12 protein-coding genes, 2 tRNA genes and 2 pseudogenes are annotated in these 16,412 nt (G+C 71.3%); 4 read left to right on the top strand and 12 right to left on the bottom strand.

The annotated features are described in order from the left end of the window. Positions 1 to 248: 248 nt before the first annotated feature. Positions 249 to 322 (top strand) — tRNA-Lys (locus tag JF597_RS47180). Here JF597_RS47180 and JF597_RS47175 read toward each other — a convergent pair. The 5 genes and pseudogenes from JF597_RS47175 to JF597_RS47155 form a co-directional block, all read right to left on the bottom strand. Further along, the gene (locus tag JF597_RS47175) at positions 288 to 1,943 is read right to left on the bottom strand and encodes a long-chain-fatty-acid--CoA ligase (protein ID WP_294011525.1); all 1,656 of its coding nucleotides are present in this window, start codon (positions 1,941 to 1,943) and stop codon (positions 288 to 290) included. The two genes, JF597_RS47180 and JF597_RS47175, sit on opposite strands and share 35 nt — an antisense overlap. Positions 1,944 to 2,063: 120 nt before the next feature. Beyond that, complete coding sequence (locus tag JF597_RS47170) at positions 2,064 to 2,531, bottom strand: DUF3592 domain-containing protein (protein WP_294011523.1); 468 nt, start codon at positions 2,529 to 2,531, stop codon at positions 2,064 to 2,066. Positions 2,532 to 2,669: 138 nt separating this feature from the next. Beyond that, positions 2,670 to 3,273, bottom strand: a pseudogene (locus JF597_RS47165) (lytic polysaccharide monooxygenase). 114 nt (positions 3,274 to 3,387) lie between these two features. Further along, positions 3,388 to 4,518: an SPFH domain-containing protein gene (locus JF597_RS47160; protein WP_294011521.1), complete on the bottom strand. Its 1,131-nt coding sequence runs from the start codon at positions 4,516 to 4,518 to the stop codon at positions 3,388 to 3,390. A gap of 63 nt (positions 4,519 to 4,581) precedes the next feature. Then, the gene (locus JF597_RS47155; protein WP_294011519.1) at positions 4,582 to 5,883 is read right to left on the bottom strand and encodes a peptidoglycan-binding protein; all 1,302 of its coding nucleotides are present in this window, start codon (positions 5,881 to 5,883) and stop codon (positions 4,582 to 4,584) included. Positions 5,884 to 6,069: 186 nt separating this feature from the next. Between JF597_RS47155 and JF597_RS47150 the strand changes: the two genes are divergently transcribed. The 3 genes from JF597_RS47150 (at position 6,070) to JF597_RS47140 (ending at position 10,528) form a co-directional block, all read left to right on the top strand. After that, positions 6,070 to 6,143 (top strand) — tRNA-Lys (locus JF597_RS47150). A gap of 471 nt (positions 6,144 to 6,614) precedes the next feature. Further along, entirely contained in the window at positions 6,615 to 8,597 is a 1,983-nt protein-coding gene (locus JF597_RS47145; RefSeq protein WP_294011517.1) for a cellulose synthase catalytic subunit, read from the top strand. Then, complete coding sequence (locus JF597_RS47140; protein WP_294011515.1) at positions 8,594 to 10,528, top strand: kelch motif-containing protein; 1,935 nt, start codon at positions 8,594 to 8,596, stop codon at positions 10,526 to 10,528. The genes JF597_RS47145 and JF597_RS47140 overlap by 4 nt, the downstream gene beginning before the upstream one ends. A gap of 252 nt (positions 10,529 to 10,780) precedes the next feature. Here JF597_RS47140 and JF597_RS47135 read toward each other — a convergent pair whose 3' ends face one another. The 7 genes and pseudogenes from JF597_RS47135 to JF597_RS47105 all read right to left on the bottom strand — a co-directional run. Then, the gene (locus JF597_RS47135) at positions 10,781 to 11,809 is read right to left on the bottom strand and encodes a glycoside hydrolase family 6 protein (protein WP_294011513.1); all 1,029 of its coding nucleotides are present in this window, start codon (positions 11,807 to 11,809) and stop codon (positions 10,781 to 10,783) included. A gap of 329 nt (positions 11,810 to 12,138) precedes the next feature. After that, positions 12,139 to 13,704, bottom strand: coding sequence for an LPXTG cell wall anchor domain-containing protein (locus JF597_RS47130; protein ID WP_294011511.1), 1,566 nt, complete (start codon positions 13,702 to 13,704; stop codon positions 12,139 to 12,141). An 84-nt stretch (positions 13,705 to 13,788) separates the two neighbouring features. Further along, the gene (locus JF597_RS47125; RefSeq protein ID WP_294011509.1) at positions 13,789 to 14,475 is read right to left on the bottom strand and encodes a class F sortase; all 687 of its coding nucleotides are present in this window, start codon (positions 14,473 to 14,475) and stop codon (positions 13,789 to 13,791) included. Positions 14,476 to 14,486: 11 nt separating this feature from the next. Then, a complete protein-coding gene (locus JF597_RS47120) occupies positions 14,487 to 15,029 on the bottom strand; it encodes a hypothetical protein (RefSeq protein ID WP_294011507.1) in 543 nt (180 codons plus the stop codon). A 148-nt stretch (positions 15,030 to 15,177) separates the two neighbouring features. After that, positions 15,178 to 15,957 carry an HAD-IIA family hydrolase gene (locus JF597_RS47115; RefSeq protein WP_294011505.1) on the bottom strand — a complete coding sequence of 260 codons (780 nt, stop codon included), beginning with the start codon at positions 15,955 to 15,957 and terminating at the stop codon, positions 15,178 to 15,180. Between the two features lie 87 nt (positions 15,958 to 16,044). Beyond that, positions 16,045 to 16,230 carry a hypothetical protein gene (locus tag JF597_RS47110; RefSeq protein WP_294011503.1) on the bottom strand — a complete coding sequence of 62 codons (186 nt, stop codon included), beginning with the start codon at positions 16,228 to 16,230 and terminating at the stop codon, positions 16,045 to 16,047. Further along, positions 16,229 to 16,324, bottom strand: a pseudogene (locus JF597_RS47105) (GntR family transcriptional regulator); the annotation flags it as partial. The gene JF597_RS47110 and the pseudogene JF597_RS47105, both read right to left, overlap by 2 nt. Between the last annotated feature and the right edge of the window lie 88 nt (positions 16,325 to 16,412).

Genomic DNA, 16,412 nt, shown 5'->3' with positions numbered 1-16,412 from the left:
CCAGCCGGTGCACGAGCCGTTCCTCGTTCTCGTCACGGCTCGGCCGTGCCCGTAACACCACCGTCCAGCACCCGCCCCGAACAACCGAACCGCCCCGTCACCAGGACATATACCCAGCGAAAGAGGAATTCAGCACTAGGTCACCCCCGGCGGCGGTCTGAAGCACCCCGCCGGACCAGGTACTATTTCGTTCGTCGCCAGCCGGACGAACCAGTCGAGAGACGGTTCGAACGGTCGGCGTGGGTCATGCGCCGCTAGCTCAGTTGGTTAGAGCAGCTGACTCTTAATCAGCGGGTCCGGGGTTCGAGTCCCTGGCGGCGCACAGATGAGGGGCCTCTCGTGGAGACGAGGGGCCCTTCGGCTTCCTCCGGGGTCAGCCTGCGGTACGTCCGCTCCCCCGGCGGCCGCCACCACACGGGGTCGGCACACCGCACCCCTGCCCTCCGCAGCGCGGCCCGCTGGATCTTGTTGGTCGCCGTCACCGGCATCCGCTCCACCACCCGCACGAACCGGGGCGCCATCTTCGTCCCCAGGTCGGGCTGGGCCAGCAGGAACTCGGCGAAGTCGAGGGGGTCGAACCGCCCGGCGACGGTCGCCATCACCTGGTCCCCGGTCACCGGGTCCGGCACCCCGTACACGGCGACGGCCTCCGCGCCCTCGTACCGGGCCAGGATGTTCTCGATCACCGCGGCGGCCAGGTTCTCCCCGTCGACCCGGATCCGGTCGTCGGTACGCCCCGCGAAGTACAGGTACCCCTCCGCGTCCCGGTAGAAGAGGTCCCCGGTCCAGTACCAGCCTCCTCTGCGCCGCTCCGCCTCCGCCGCCGCGTTCCGCCAGTACCCCTCGAACGGATTCGGTGCCCGGTTCACCAGCTCCCCTATCGCCGCCTCCCCGTTCAGCAGCCTTCCTCCGGAGTCGAAGACGGCGGGCGGACACTCCGCGCCCGACTCCTGGTCGAGTACGACGAGCCCCGGCGTCGCCCGCCCCACCGCCCCGGCCGGCGTCCCCGGCGACCACTGGATCGCCGCCCCGCCCTCCGAGGAGCCGTACCCCTCGACCAGCCGCACCCCGAACCGCTCCTCGAAGGCCGCCGCGTCCACGGCCCCGGCCTCCGTCCCGAACCCGATCCGCAGCGGGTTGTCCCGGTCGTCGGCGCGCGGCTCGGTGGCGAGGAGGTACTGCACCGCGCGGCCGACATAGGTGAAGTAGGTGGCCCGGTACCGCCGCACGTCGGCCAGGAAGCCCGACGCCGAGAACCGCCGCCGCAACGCCACCCCGGCGCCCGCCACCAGCGCGGGGGCCCAGTCGGCGATCACGGCGTTGCCGTGGAACATCGGCATGCAGACGTAGTGCACGTCGTCGGGCCGGACCCCGAACTGCCCCGCGAGCGACCGCCCGGCCGCCGCGAGCCGCCCCTGCGAACAGAGGGCGGCCTTCGGAGCGCCGGTGGAACCGGACGTGAAGTAGAGCAGGATCCGGTCCGCGGGGGCGGCCCGGGAGGCGTCGGGGAAGGCACCGAGGTAGGGGGCGAGGAGAGCCCCGTACTCCGGCTCGTCGGTGACGAGGACGCGGACACCGGGCAGGTCGAGCCCGGCGAGCAGCGGCAGCTGTGCCCGCTCGGTGACGAGCACCGGGCACTCGGTGTGCAGGATGTCCCGCGCCAGCTCGGGTCCCCGGCGGGTCGGATTGACCCCGGCGACGGCGGCCCCGGCGAGCGCGGCGGCCCCCAGCCAGAGCGGGAACTCGGGGGTGTTGTCGAGCAGGACCCCGACGTGGGGCACGGCACCCGCAGGCAGCAAATCCCCGAGCAGAGCCGCCCGGGCGGCAGCCCCGGCGGCCACTTCGTGGTTCGTCAGCACCGACTCCTCGAACCACAGCCCCGCCCGGTGATCCCCCCACCGAGCGGCAACGGCTTCAGCAACGGTGCGTCCATCGGACTCCATGGAGAGGCAGAGTAATTGACACACCGTCAGATGTGCAGCGCCCCGTCAGGGGCGCTGGGGGCAGGAACTGCGCGACCAGCCCCCGCCGGCCCGCAGAGCCCCACGGCCCTCAGCCGCCACTCACGGCGCAAAAGTCCCGTCCGCCGCCGAGAACATGAAATGCGCCACCCCCATGAAGACCAGCGCGAACCCGATGAACACCGCGAAGAACGCCACCGCGCACCCGGTCCCCACCGCCAGCTTCCCCTGCGCGGGCGGCCGCGACGTCGCCCCCTCCGGCCGCTCCGGCAGGTAGTACACGGTCACGAAGTCACCCTCGACCACGGTGGACCGCCCGCTCGCCTCGTCGAAGCGGACGACGCGCCCCTCGGCCGTCGTGAACTCGTAGACATGGTGCAGCGTGGTCGTCACGGACGTGTCCCCGCCACCGCCGCTGGTCCTCGTGTACGACCGCAGACAGCGCGCCTCGGCGGTACGCCCGTGACGCCACGTCCGGCTGATCTCGCTCGACCGCCGCAGCGTCTTGACCAACCCGAGTACCCCGACGACGACGAAGATGCCGGGAAGGATGTAGAAGAACGCTTCCATCAGGCCCATGAGAGTCCCCCGCCTCCGAACACCGGTCCGACCGACCGGTGTGGCGGGAACGTACCCCCGCGGCCCGCGGCGGGTCCTCAAGCGAAGCTCAGATCGGCCGGGTGTTACCCGGTTGTCGAACGACGCAGGTCAGAACGTGACGTCCGAGCAGGCGTAGAACGCGTTGCCCGTGTCGGCGATCGTCCAGACCGCCAGGATCATGGTGACCGCTCAACCCCGACGGCAGGGTGCCGCTGTGGCTGAGGGTGGCCGGCGGGCGCTGGCCGTTGTAGGGGACGGTGAGGAACGGGGTGGTGTTGAGGTCCGAACGGGCGAGGGCGTGGTTCTGGTTCCAGCCCTGCTTGGTCACGTAGTACTTGAAGTCGGTCGTGGCGTGCATCGCGGTGAACTGCCAGCGGAACGTGTAGGTCTGGCCGCCGGTCACCTTCGTCGTCGGCCAGGCACCGCCCGACGGCGTGGTCGGCGAGCTGAGCTGGGCGAACCTGCTCAGCCCGCCGTTGCAGAGCCGGCCGTCGGCGGGACCGGCCGCCGGGAAGCCCTTCGGGCCCTCGACGCTCTGCGGCTCGTACTGGATGTCGCCGCAGTTCGGCACCGTGCCGTTGGCACAGAGCTTCTGCCGGCTGATGGGGAGGTCGGTGTAGCCGTGCCCGCTGGCGCCGCCGGTGGAGAGCACGAACGCTCCGGCGGTCGCCACGCCGAGCACGACGGCCGACACCTTGGTCCGTTTACGCATGCTGCCGCTCCTGGAGAACGTGGGGGAGGTTCAGTGAGCCGTGCAGGTCTAGACCAAGTCCCAGATTATTGCCGACTATTGACCGTGTCCATATCAAAGACACGTCCATACCCGTCACGGCACCGGGTCGGTCCGCCCCGAGCAGAACGCCACCGTCAGGTCACGCACCAGCACCTTGCGCTCGTAGTCGTCGAGTTCGACGAGTCCGCGCATGGTCAGCCGGGTCACCGTGTCCTCGACCGAGTCCACGACCGAGGTGAGCATGGTGGCCCGCTGCCGGGCGTCGAGCGCGGCGATCCGGCGGCGCTGCATGGCCCCGGCGACCTCCGGGGCGTACTCCACCCGGACGGGCTGCACGGAGAACACCTCCAGGCCGATGCCCGCCGCGTCCGCCGTGACCAGCCGGGTCAGCGCGTCCGTGGCCATCTCCACCGAACCCCGGGCGGTGCCCGGCGGCTCCACCGGCACCCTGGCCAGCGCGGCCTCCACGCACTCGCGCAGATACGTCTCGTGGTCCTCGACGCCGAGCACCGCGCGCGCGGTGTCCCGCACCCGCCACACCACCAGGACGACGACCCGGAGCGCGACCCCGTTGCCGTCCGCCGCCGGCATCTCCTCGCTGCGCCAGTGCCGCAGCCGGACGTCGACCCGGCGGCGCAGCAGCAGCGGGTTGACCCAGAGCAGGCCGGTGCGCCGTACCGTCCCCCGGTAGCGGCCGAACAGGCCGAGCACCCAGGCCCGGCCGGTCGTCCCGCGCGAGAGCCCCGCGAAGCCGGCCAGCCCGAGCGCACCGGCCCCGGCGTACGCCGCCCACTGCACCGGGCCCAGCCCCGCGCCCTCGTACGCCGGCAGGCGCAGCGCGTGCGCCGCGAGCGGCGGCAGCGCCCCCGCCCACCAGGAGGTGGCGAGCCCCCCGGCCACTCCGCCGAGCCCGGCGCACACGCCGGCCGCGCCGGGCAGCACCCGGGCCGGACGCTCCACCAGGTCGGGGTCGACGGCGGCGACCGGCCGGGGCTTGGCCGGGAACGGGCGGCGCAGCCGGGGCTGTTCGCCGGTGCCCTGACGGCGGCCGACCACGGCCGGCCGCAGCGGCACCGACACCGGGTCGGGGTCGTCGCGGAACAGCAGGTGGACGGGGATCTCGGTGGTGATCTCGTTCTGGATCAGCCGGGGAGTCGGGCGGGTGGGCGGCCCGCCGTCCGGGGGGCCGTCCGAATCGGGGGTGTGTGCGGTGGTCGTACTCATGCCTGCCTCCAGCCTCCGCGCCAGATGCTTCGGGGGGTCCTCAAGGGGTCGCAGTCGGGGTCGTCACAGGAACAGGCGGCGCCAGGTCTCCGGCCCCGGGTAGCCGTCGGCCGCGCCGCCGCGCCAGCCCTGGGCGCGCTGGAACGCCTCGACGGCCCTGCGGTCCGCCTCGCCCCAGGCGGGATGCGGGCCGCCGGGGTAGAACCGCCCGTAGCCCTTCTCGACCAGCTGCCTGCCGAGCCGGGTGATGTAGTCGTTGGCGGCGCCCGGGCGGAAGAAGTTCTTGCCGGGGTAGCCCGGGACCCCGTGCGAGGCGGGGGCGGACGGGGTCGTGGTGGCGGACTTGATGTTCCTGCCCCTGCCGGTGGCGAGGAGTTCCCAGGTGCGCGGGCCGGGCAGGCCGTCGGCGGCGGCGCCGGTCCAGCCCTGGGCCCGCTGGAAGGCCTGGGTGGCCCGCTGGTCCGACGGCCCCCAGGCGGCCCCCGGGCCCTTGGCGTAGTAGCCGCCGGCGCCCCGGGCGACCAGCAGCTGTCCGAGGAGGGTGACGTACTTGTTGTGGGCACCGGGCCCGAAGTAGGCCGCCCCCGGGTACGCCACCGACGTCCTCGCGGCCTGGGCACCGGGCGTGGCCGGGTCCGCGATCAGGCCCTTGTAGCGGTAGGGGACGTACTTGGCGGAGTTGCTCCAGTAGGCGTAGGGCGTGGCCTGGCTGCGGGCGTGCGGGGGTGTCTGCTCGTACACCGTGTAGTAGGTGTGCGTGTAGTCCGTCCAGCCGCCGAAGAGCACGACGTGGGAGCCCTTCTCGGGGTCGTCCGGGTTGTGGAAGAGCAGCATGTCGCCGGGCTGGAGCTCGTCCTTGGTGATCTTCGTGCCGAACTGGTCGAGGCTCCCGGTCCACTCGTTGCCGGTCAGCCCCCAGGCCATGGAGACGTAGCCGGAGCAGTCCTGCCGGTACCCGTCCGTCCAGTAGAGGGACATGCTGTACGGCACCTTGGCGGTGACCCAGGTCTTGGCCCGGTTGATGATCTGCGTACGGGTGATGGGGGGTGTCGTGACCGGGCCCTGGACGGGCTTGCCGTTCGGACCGTGCAGGGGGGACTTCACGCCCTGTGGGGTCTCGGGCTCGGGGTCCACCGGGGCGGCGGACCGGTGCGGGGCGGGCGGGGTGCCGTGGGCGGCGGCGGTCGGGGCGCCCGCGGCGAGGGCGGCGGACGTGGCGGCGGCCACGACCAGGAGGCCGCGGGCTGCCGGGTGCCCGCCGAAGCGGCCGGGCAGCGGGGAGGGGCTCACCCGCCGCCAGTGGACGCAGCCGGGGCATTCGCAGGTGGTCGCGGGGTCGAATTCCTCGAAGACCGGGGCCGCCATGCGATTCCCCTCACACTTCATGTTGATATGTCCGGGACTGTGCACGTTGATCAGTTTCCCAACTGAGGTCCCGGTGCGCATGCTGACGGACCGAATGATGTACGGCAGAGGGCGGACGGGGGTCGCCCCGGTGGCCGATGGTCGGGAGCACGGCTGCCCGTCGGGTAGAGTTCTCGATGTCAGCAGGCGCCGCTAGCTCAGTTGGTTAGAGCAGCTGACTCTTAATCAGCGGGTCCGGGGTTCGAGTCCCTGGCGGCGCACCGACACCCAGAAGGCCCTCCGCAGCAGCGGGGGGCCTTCTGGCGTACACCCCATCGGTCACGCAGGGCCACGTCGCCGACCATTGCTACCCCTTGCCCCTTTATGTCAACAACCGACACGACCGATCCGCACAATCCCCACACGCTCCACAATGGACGCGTATGCCCGGTAAACACGGTGTTTCGCCCTTGCGATCATGCTGAGCACCGTAGAACCCTGGTTGTCCAAAGTGCCGGTGTTTCGCGGCACTTGGGGGGTAGATAGCCGGTTGCCAGATCTGCGGGGTTGAGGGGCCCCGTCATGAATCGGTGCCGAGGGGGGCACCCTGCAACCGGACGGTCACGGTCCGTGTCCATTGTCTGTGGGACGACTGTGCCCCGTCATTGACGCGCCCGGCAGGGTCGAGGGGGATCCGAGCGGGCTCCGGGATCGATGAAACACGCGCTGATCTGCGTGTGGGGGGATGACTCATGACGTCGACGCCGATGGGCGCCCGGCAGGAACAGGAACACGACCCGTCACAGACCGCGCAGCTCCGGGTGCCCGCGCACCGCACCGCCGCCGCCCTGGGCCGCATAAAGAAGACCCTGCCCAGATACGACTACGAGCACTACAGCCGGCTCGCGGGCCCCCTCACCCAGCCCGACCCGGCCCGGCCGTACACCGTGCAGTACCGCTCGCTGCTCTCCCAGGAACCGCACCGCGTCCGCGCCGCGCTGATGCTGGGCGCGGCCCCGCTGCTCTCGCTGGTCCTGCTGGCCTGGCTGCTGCAGCCCGAGCACTGGACCCAGCGGGACTACCCGGCGTACGACTTCCTGCCGGACCTCGACATCGTGATGCTGGTGTCGATCGGCCTGATCGAGTTCTTCCGCTGCATGAACGTGCTGTCCAACGCGCACGCCACCCTGGTCGCCCGCGACCCGGTCCCGGTGGTCCCGGAGACCGGCACCCGCGTCGCCTTCATCACCACGTTCGTGCCCGGCAAGGAACCCCTCGACATGGTCACCCGGACCCTGGAGGCGGCCGTCCGGCTGCGCCACCGGGGCCTGCTGCACGTCTGGCTGCTCGACGAGGGCGACGACCCGGAGGTGAAGGAGGTCTGCGCGCGCCTGGGCGTGCACCACTTCACCCGCAAGGGCGTCGAGCGGTGGAACCGCCCGCAGGGCCCGCACCGCGCCAAGACCAAGCACGGCAACTACAACGCCTGGCTGGAGGCGCACGGCGACGAGTACGACTTCTTCGCCTCCGTCGACACCGACCACGTCCCGCTCCCCAACTACCTGGAGCGGATGCTGGGCTACTTCCGCGACCCGGACGTCGGCTTCGTCATCGGCCCGCAGGTCTACGGCAACTACGACACGTTCGTCACCAAGGCCGCCGAGTCCCAGCAGTTCCTCTTCCACGCCCTGATCCAGCGCGCCGGCAACCGCTACGGCGCCCCCATGTTCGTCGGCACCTCCAACGCCGTACGGATCACGGCGCTCCGGCAGATCGGCGGGCTGTACGACTCCATCACCGAGGACATGGCCACCGGCTTCGAGATGCACTGCGCGAAGAACCCGGCGACCGGCCGCAAGTGGCGCTCGGTCTACACCCCGGACGTGCTCGCGGTCGGCGAGGGCCCGAACGCCTGGACCGACTTCTTCACCCAGCAGCTCCGCTGGTCCCGGGGCACGTACGAGACGATCCTCAAGCAGTACTGGAAGGGCCTGTTCAGCCTGGGTCCCGGCAAGCTCTTCAACTACACCATGATGATCATCTTCTACCCGATGTCGGCCCTCAACTGGATCCTGGCGGCGCTGAGCTGCGCGCTGTTCCTGGGCCTGGGCGCCTCGGGCGTGAACATCGACCCCGCCGTGTGGCTGATGCTCTACGGCAACGCCTCCGCGCTCCAGATCGGCCTCTACGTCTGGAACCGCCGGCACAACGTCTCCCCGCACGAGCCGGAGGGCTCCGGCGGCGTCGCCGGCATGGTGATGTCGGCTCTCTCCGCACCCGTCTACGCCCGTTCGCTCATGGACGCCGTGCTGCGCCGCAAGAGCCGGTTCGTGGTCACCCCGAAGGGCGAGTCGGCGAGCCCCGACACCCTCTTCGGGACCTTCCGCATCCACTGGTTCTTCATCCTGGTCTTCGGCGGCTCGCTCGCCGCCGGCTTCGTCGAGGGCCACGCACAGCCCGCGATGCTCACCTGGGCCACGCTGGCGCTGCTGATCACGGCCGCGCCGATCTTCGCCTGGCGGTACACCCTGCGCAAGGAACGCAGGGCACCCGGGGCGGTGGCCGAACCGGAGGACGCGGTGCCGGCCGGATACCTGCCCGCGGGACACGCGCCGCAGCAGCGGCCGACCTGGACGCCGCCCACCGGCACCCCCGTGGAACAGACCCTGCGGATCGCGCTCGGCGGACCGGGCGCGCTGGGAGGCCGCGGCGGACTCGGAGGTCGTGAGGAATGAACGAGAGCGCCGGCCGTCGCCGGGCCCGCCGGCTCGCGATCAGTACCGTGGTCGTTCTCGCCCTGGCCGGGATGAACGGGCCGTGGCTGTACCGCTTCGGGACCGAGCGGTACCACCAGTACAAGATCAACAGACCGGAGTACAAGGCCGTGAACGGCCACTGGGACATCATCGAGTTCCCGAAGGAGTACCGCCAGGACACCATCCACGCGGTGCTCCTGCACACCGGGAAGGTGCTGCTCGTCGCGGGCTCGGGCAACAACCAGGACAACTTCGACGCGAAGATCTACGACAGCCGGGTCTGGGACCCGGTCAAGGGCACGATCAAGAAGGTGCCCACCCCGGCCGACCTGTTCTGCACCGGCCACACCCAGCTCGCCGACGGCAACATCCTGATCGCCGGCGGCACCAAGCGGTACGAGAAGCTCAAGGGCGACGTCAAGAAGGCCGGCGGCGTCATGATCCTCTACAACGAGAACCCGGACAAACCGATGACCCTGCCCAAGGGCACCCGGTTCACCGGCAAGCAGAACGGCAGGACGTTCGTCTCCGACGACTCGGCGCTGATCCCGCGCGCGACGAAGATCTTCGACAAGGCCGGCAGGTACCTGCGCAACAACCCCGGTTACGCCCGCGTCGTCGTGGAGGCGTCCGAGCAGGGCACCAGGTACGAGACCGGCACCCAGGACAACTACCGCATCCAGGGACTGACCGGCGCCGACGCCCGCAACACCTACGGCATCGCCAACAAACTCGGAATGGACAAACGGGACTTCGAGGGCATCAAGAACGCCTACGAATTCGATCCGGTCGCCGAGAAGTACATCAAGGTCGACCCGATGAACGAGGCACGCTGGTACCCGACGCTCACGACGCTGTCGGACGGCAAGGTGCTGAGCGTCTCGGGGCTCGACGACATCGGGCAGCTGGTGCCCGGCAAGAACGAGGTCTTCGACCCGGCGACGAGGACCTGGACGTACACGAAGTACAAGCGCCAGTTCCCGACCTATCCCGCGCTGTTCCTGCTGCAGAACGGCAAGCTCTTCTACTCGGGCTCCAACGCGGGATACGGGCCGGACGACGTCGGGCGTGACCCCGGGATCTGGGACGTCGGCACCAACCGGTTCACGAAACTGTCCGGGCTCAGCGACCCGAACATGCTGGAGACCTCCGGGACGGTGCTGCTGCCTCCGGCGCAGGACGAGAAGTACATGGTGGTCGGGGGCGGCGGGGTCGGCGAGTCCGCGCTGTCCACGAGGAAGACGCGGCTGATCGACCTGAAGGACCCGAACCCGAAGTTCGTCGACGGCCCCGCGCTGGAGAAGGGGACGCGGTACCCGCAGGTCTCGGTCCTGCCGGACGACAGCGTGCTGGTCTCGGGCGGCTCCGAGGACTACCGGGGGCGCGGCGCCTCCGACATCAAACAGGCGCGGATCTACGACACCGCCACGAACTCCTTCCGGAGGGTGGCCGACCCGCTCGTGGGCCGTGACTACCACTCCGGGTCGATCCTGCTGCCCGACGGCCGGGTCATGTTCTTCGGCTCCAACCCGTTGTTCGCGGACAAGGCGAACACCAAGCCGGGGGTCTTCGAGCAGCGGATCGAGATCTACACGCCGCCGTACCTGTACCGGGACTCACGGCCGTCGCTGAGCGGGGGGCCGCAGACGATCGCGCGGGGTGGGTCGGGGACGTTCACGTCGCGGCAGGCGTCGGCCATCAGGAAGGTGCGGCTTGTCCGGCCGAGTGCGACCACCCATGTGACGGATGTGGACCAGCGGTCGGTCGCCCTGGACTTCACGACGTCGGGGAATCGGATCACTGTGACGGTGCCGGGGAACCGGAACCTGGTTCCTTCGGGGTGGTACATGCTTTTCGTGGACGACGATCAGGGGACGCCGAGCAAGGCGCAGTGGGTGAAGGTGCCGTAGCGCTCCCGCGGGACGGGACTTCGGGCGCGGGAGCGCTGCGGCTGGTCGCGCCCGCGCGGCGGAGCCGCACATCGGCTCCGCCCCGCGCCCGTGGGTCGGCTGCTCGCCCCCGTATTCCTCCCGCCGCGACGGCGCTCAGCCGCAGCGGCGGCATCCGGCGGTGCCGAACCGGGCAGTGGTCACCCGCGGGCCGGTTCGGGCTCGTCGCGCGGTTCCTCCCCCAGCCTTCGGCCGGGGGTACCCCCAGCGCCCCTAGGTCTGTGATCCCTGTGCCAGTTTCAAGGCGTAGGCCGGCCACCAATTACCCGCCTGCGGGCCCCCCTTGCACGTGCCGTCCGACTCCCCCGGGCGTTTGACCCACAGGTAGGCGTCGACCAGCGGGTCGGCCGTCTTCGTCGTCGGGGTCTCCCCAAGGGCCCGGCCCGGCGGGTTGCACCACCGCTCCTCCGGATCGCCGCCCGCGTACGGGCCGTTGCCGTTTCTGCTGGTGTCGATGACGAAGTGTTTGTTGCCGACCTTCGCCGACAGCTGCTTGCCGTAGGTGATGGAGTCCTGGGTGGAGTAGAAGTTGGAGACGTTGACGGCGAAGCCGTCCGCCTGGGCGACGCCCGCCTGCTGGAGGGGCTGGTAGATCTGGTCGGGGCGGCCCCAGCCGGCGTTGCCCGCGTCCAGGTAGACCTTGGTGTTCTTCAGGGACTTGAGTTTCGTGATCGCGCCGCGCAGTAGGTCGTAGCGTTCCTCGGCGAATCGGGCCGGGGTGCAGCCGTCCACGAGGTGCAGTACCGCGTCCGGTTCCAGGACGATCGTGGCGGGACGGTCCTGGATCCCCCGGGCGACCCCGTCGATCCACGCCCGGTACGCGTCGCCGTCGGCCGCGCCGCCCTGGCTGTACTGGCCGCAGTCGCGGTGCGGGATGTCGTAGAGGACCAGGAGGGCCGTGCGGTCGGACTTCTGGGCGGCCTCGGTGAAGCCGCGCGCCTCCTGCTCCGGGTTCTCCGGGCCGATCCACTCGCCGGTCGGCTGTGCCGCTATCTTGCGGATCTGCTCGGCGTCGCCGTCCTTGCCGGCCCGCGCGTAGGCCTTCACCTGGCGGGCCGCGTTGGAGTCGGGGTTCACCCAGAACGGGTCGGCCTCCTTGGGCTGTTGGGTGATCACCGCCTGCGGACTCGCGGCCGGCCCGTCCCCGCCCGAGCCGCCGCCCGAGGAGCAGCCGGCGAGCAGCAGCGCCGCCCCCACCGCCCCGGCCCGGGCCGCCGAGCGGGCCCCCCTGCTGTCGTACATCCAATTCCCCCCTGGGTGCACCTGGCCAGAGCCCAATCGTGACATACCCACCGCACTCGCCACGAGATCGCCCAACCTTGTCGGTGAGCTGTTACAGCCGCTGTCAACGGACTTGGCGAGCGCGAACCTGGGCCGGGGCGCCCGTTGCCCTCTAGAGTCGCTTGCGGGCGGCCCGGACACCGGCCCGCCCTTCCCAGCCTCCCGCGCCAGCCGCCGGGTCACTTCCGCAGCCCGAGCGCGCGCGGTCGAGGACCGGCCCGGTCGGCGGTCTCAGGGGAGCGGGCCGTCGACCGGGCGACAGGTGGGGCGAGTTGCGGCCGAGCCGGCGGTCAGGCCTTGCGGCGCCTGACGACGAACACCAGACCGCCACCGAGCAGCAGCGCGCCCGCGCCCACCGCGGCGGCGACGGGCAGCACGCTGCTGCTGCCCGTGTTGGCGAGGGAGCCGTCCCCGGCCGTGTCGGCGACCGTCTGGGGGGTGACGTCGTTGCCGCCGGCCTTGCCGCCGGTGCCCGGGGTGGTGGCGGACGCGGAGGGCGAGGTGGTGGCACCGTTGTCGTCGCCCTCGACCTTGACGGTGACGGGCGCGGTGTTGTTGGCGGGGTTGTGGTCGAACTCCAGGGGGGTGTCGTACGTCGTCGTCGCCCGGACCTCGCCGGTGGTGGTCTTCGCGTCCTTGCGGATCTCCAGGCCGAAGTGGAAGGTACGGGTGTCCCCGACCTCGAAATAGTTCGGCTGCGGGAAGCAGACGTACTGCGGGGCGCCAGGCGTCCGCTCCCCCGTGCTGGACTGGGCCTCGGGGTCCCACACCCGGCACCGGTCGGGGATCTCCACGGCCTTGGCGCCGGTGGGGACGGTGAACACCAGCGCGGGCTGGTCGTCGCCGACGTCGTTGGCCATCCGGGCGGGGCCCTCGTTGCTCAGCGTGAGGTCCACGTGCACCAGGTCGCCCGGCGCGCCCGAGGCGGTGTCGCCGCCCGCGGCCATGTCCGCCGTGTTGTCGACCATGACGTACTGCCTGCCGAGCTCCACGCCACCGGTGTCCGCGGCTCCGGCGGCCACCAGGGAGAGCTTCGGGCCGCTTCCGGACGGCGCCTTGGCGTCCTTCACGGGCAGGGCCTCACGGCGGATGTACTCGTACAGCGCCTGCTTGCTCACGTCCAGCTTGAGCGGCTGGTCCAGCCGGTAGCTCTTGCCCGGCTCGACGGTCGTGTCGAAGGTGCACAACGCCTGCTGGGTGGTGCCGTACAAGTCACCGGAGGCCGTGGAGTAGGAGCAGTTGGAGAACCTGTCCGCGTAGGAGAGGCCGGGGGTGGTGAGCACCTGCAGCTGGACGCCGTGGGCGGGCAGGGAGCCGGTGTTGCTGATGGTGAGCGGGGACTCGATGGTGGAACCGGGCTTGTCTCCCTTGCGGTCGGCGAGCTTGTTGACCTTCAGCTCCACGTCGCCCGCGGTCACTTCGACGGTCTTGGAGACCACGGTGCCGTTCGACGAGGTGCCGCTGAGGGTCACCGTGCCCTTGGTGCCCAGCGGGGTGCCGTCCTTCGCCCGCAGGTCCACGAAGCCGCCTCCGTTGTCGCCCTCGTGGAGGTCGCCGAGCGCGGGCGCCGTGTAGGTGTCGACCGTCTTCCCGTTGACGGTGACCCAGTCCTTGACCTGGCTGAAGTCGAGCTTGATCGTGACGCCCTTCGCGGCGCCCGGCCCGTCGTTGTCCAGGCCCCAGCTGATCTGCGGCGGATCCTGGGTCGGTACCGGCACCCCGATGTCGTCGTTCACCACGAAGATGTGCACCACCGGCCCGTCCGCGGCCTGTGCGGACGTGGTGGGCAGCCATGCGGCGACGGCGGCCGCGAAGGCGGCCAGCACCGCCCCCACCTTGCGCTGACGGTTGGTCATTCCGTGCCCCTCCCCACGGGACGCCTCTCGCCCCGCCACCCTTCAGACACCCCGGGGACGCCAAGGGTTGTCCGGGAGTTCGCGTCACCGCCGCGCGTTCTGCGGACCGGTGCCCGTCAGGTACGCCGAGACCACCACGTTCGCCGTGTAGCTGTGCGTCGTCCGGTCGAAGGTGCCGCCGCAGGTGATCAGGCGGAGTTCGGCGCGTCCCGACTCGCGCGGGCCGTAGGCCTGTTGGGCGTCGAAGTGGTCGCGGGGCAGGACCCGGACGTCGTCGACGGTGAACTCGGCGACCGTGTTGTCGGCGCGGACCACGCGGATCGTCTCGCCGGGGCGCATCGCGCTGATCTTGTAGAAGACGGCGGGCCGGGTCTCGGTGTCGACGTGCCCGACCAGGACCGCGGTGCCGGCCGCGCCGGGGTCGGTCCCGGAGCCGTACCAGCCGACCACGTCGGGCTGGTCGAAGGGGGGCGGGTCGACCCCGCCGTCCCCGTCGAGGCCGCGGGCGACCACGGGGGCCTGCACGCCCAGGTCCGGTATGTCGACGCGCTCGGGCGCGGACGAGGTCAACGGTTTGGCTGCGGGCGGGAGTTCGGGGTCCGAAGGAGGACGGCCGACGGCGGCCACGTCACCCGTGGTGGGCCCTGCCATGCCGTCGGGTATCTCGGTCACCCCCCGGCCCCACAGCCAGAGCCCGAGCAGCAGGACCGCCCAGGCCACCCCGGTCAGCAGCCGTCCGGTGCCGGGGGAACGTTCGGTGTCGTCGGACATCGCTCCCGTCCTCAGTGCGAGCCGTGCCGGCGGCGGGCGCTCAGCAGTCCGACGGCGACCGCGGCGACCGCGGCGAGGAGCAGGCCGGTGACCGCCTGCGCGGCGTCCGGACCGGCCGAGCGGGCATCCACCGAGGCGAGCGGGGCGGTGCCGCCGCCGCCCGCGTGCACGGGCGCGAACGGCGAGGCGGGCACCACGCCGGGCGCGTCCGGCTGGGACTGCCGTACGACGGTGACGCTGCCGGTGACGGCGGAGCCGCCGCAGGTGACCTGCACGGTGTAGTCACCGGCGCCGGCCGTGGAGCGGACCTCGGCCTGGCCGGTCAGGTCGCCGCCGGTGCCGGCCAGGTGGACGTCCGTGACGAACGCCGTCGAGGCGGCGGTGCCGGTCGTACCGGAGCAGCCGCTCGCCCGCAGCGCCACCACGGCTCCGGCGGGCGGGGAAGCAGGGATCACGGTGACGCCCTGGCCGTCCGCCGCGAGGGCCGCCGCCGGGGCGAGCCCTGCGGCGCAGACCACGAGTCCGGTACAGAGAGTGAGGGGAATTGAGCCCATCGTGAACCTCCAGATATCTGGAGGCTCCCCCGCACGGGGCGCCCCCGCATCCTCTGGGGGCGCCTTGTTGCTCCGTACGGGTGGTCTCAGGTTTGGTGCCCGCCGGTCGCAGCCGGTCCGGAGCCGATCCGGAGGGATCCGGAGGCGGTCAGATCCGGTCGACGAGGTCCGCGATCGAGTCCACGACCTCGGAGGGCCGGAAGGGGTAGCGGTCGACGTCGTCCGGCTGGGTGACGCCGGACAGCACCAGGAAGGTGCGCATCCCGGCCTCCAGGCCGGCGAGGACGTCGGTGTCCATGCGGTCGCCGATCATCGCGGAGGTCTCCGAGTGGGCGCCGATCGCGTTGAGGCCGGCCCGCATCATCAGCGGGTTGGGCTTGCCGACGAAGTACGGCTTCTTGCCGGTCGCGGCGGTGATCAGCGCGGCGACCGAGCCGGTGGCGGGCAGGTCGCCCTCCACGGACGGGCCGACGTTGTCGGGGTTGGTGGCGATGAACCGGGCGCCGTCGTTGATCAGCCGCACGGCCTTGGTCAGCGCCTCGAAGGAGTAGGTGCGGGTCTCGCCGAGGATCACGAAGTCGGGCTCGTGGTCGGTGAGGATGTACCCGATGTCGTGCAGGGCGGTGGTCAGGCCGGCCTCGCCGATGACGTAGGCGCTGCCGCCGGGCCGCTGGTCGTCGAGGAACTGGGCGGTGGCCAGCGCCGAGGTCCAGATGTTCTCCACCGGCACGTCCAGCCCCATCCGGCGCAGCCGTGCGTGCAGGTCGCGAGCGGTGTAGATGGAGTTGTTGGTGAGCACCAGGAAGGGCCGTCCGGACTCCCGCAGCTTCTTCAGGAAGGCGTCCGCTCCGGGGATCGGAACCCCCTCGTGGATGAGGACCCCGTCCATGTCGGTGAGCCACGACTCGATGGGCTTGCGCTCTGCCATGCTGTGCGTCTCCTGGCGTGCGGATGGCGTACGTGCGGACTGCGTTGAGCAGGGGCGCCGGAACCACGGCGTACCGACGCCCCCAGCCTAGACACACACCGGATCACCCGGGAATGCCCTGCTCACCTGCCGGTCGGCCTGCGGGTTGCTCTTCTCCTGCAGCGCGCGCTGCACCACCTCGCCGGAACCGCTGTCGCCCTGCTCGGCCCTGATGCCGGTCTGCTGGGTGAAGTCGGCGAAGACCTTGTCGTACCGGCCGTCGTCTGATCCCACTGGGGATGACGCCGCCCTCCCCCAGCCCGCCGACGAGCTGATCGATCCGCGCCTTCACCGCGTAGTACTTCGGGATGCGGCCGTGCTCCGGGATGCCGGAGCGGACGGGGGCGCCGGGGCCTGGTCGGTGGCCGGGGCCGGGGCCGTCACCATGACCGTGGCCGTGGCCGTCGCCCGCCGGG

It is taken from the genome of Streptomyces sp. (genome assembly GCF_019510245.1).
GTDB lineage: Bacteria > Actinomycetota > Actinomycetes > Streptomycetales > Streptomycetaceae > Streptomyces.
This window is presented reverse-complemented; position numbering and strand designations above follow the sequence as displayed.

Coding starts and splice junctions, on each gene's coding strand:
- JF597_RS47135 (WP_294011513.1), bottom strand. CDS start 11,809: ATGTACGACAGCAGGGGGGCCCGCTCGGCGGCCCGGGCCGGGGCGGTG.
- JF597_RS47160 (WP_294011521.1), bottom strand. CDS start 4,518: ATGAGTACGACCACCGCACACACCCCCGATTCGGACGGCCCCCCGGAC.
- JF597_RS47170 (WP_294011523.1), bottom strand. CDS start 2,531: ATGGAAGCGTTCTTCTACATCCTTCCCGGCATCTTCGTCGTCGTCGGG.
- JF597_RS47125 (WP_294011509.1), bottom strand. CDS start 14,475: ATGTCCGACGACACCGAACGTTCCCCCGGCACCGGACGGCTGCTGACC.
- JF597_RS47145 (WP_294011517.1), top strand. CDS start 6,615: ATGACGTCGACGCCGATGGGCGCCCGGCAGGAACAGGAACACGACCCG.
- JF597_RS47140 (WP_294011515.1), top strand. CDS start 8,594: ATGAACGAGAGCGCCGGCCGTCGCCGGGCCCGCCGGCTCGCGATCAGT.
- JF597_RS47115 (WP_294011505.1), bottom strand. CDS start 15,957: ATGGCAGAGCGCAAGCCCATCGAGTCGTGGCTCACCGACATGGACGGG.
- JF597_RS47175 (WP_294011525.1), bottom strand. CDS start 1,943: ATGGAGTCCGATGGACGCACCGTTGCTGAAGCCGTTGCCGCTCGGTGG.
- JF597_RS47130 (WP_294011511.1), bottom strand. CDS start 13,704: ATGACCAACCGTCAGCGCAAGGTGGGGGCGGTGCTGGCCGCCTTCGCG.
- JF597_RS47155 (WP_294011519.1), bottom strand. CDS start 5,883: ATGGCGGCCCCGGTCTTCGAGGAATTCGACCCCGCGACCACCTGCGAA.
- JF597_RS47120 (WP_294011507.1), bottom strand. CDS start 15,029: ATGGGCTCAATTCCCCTCACTCTCTGTACCGGACTCGTGGTCTGCGCC.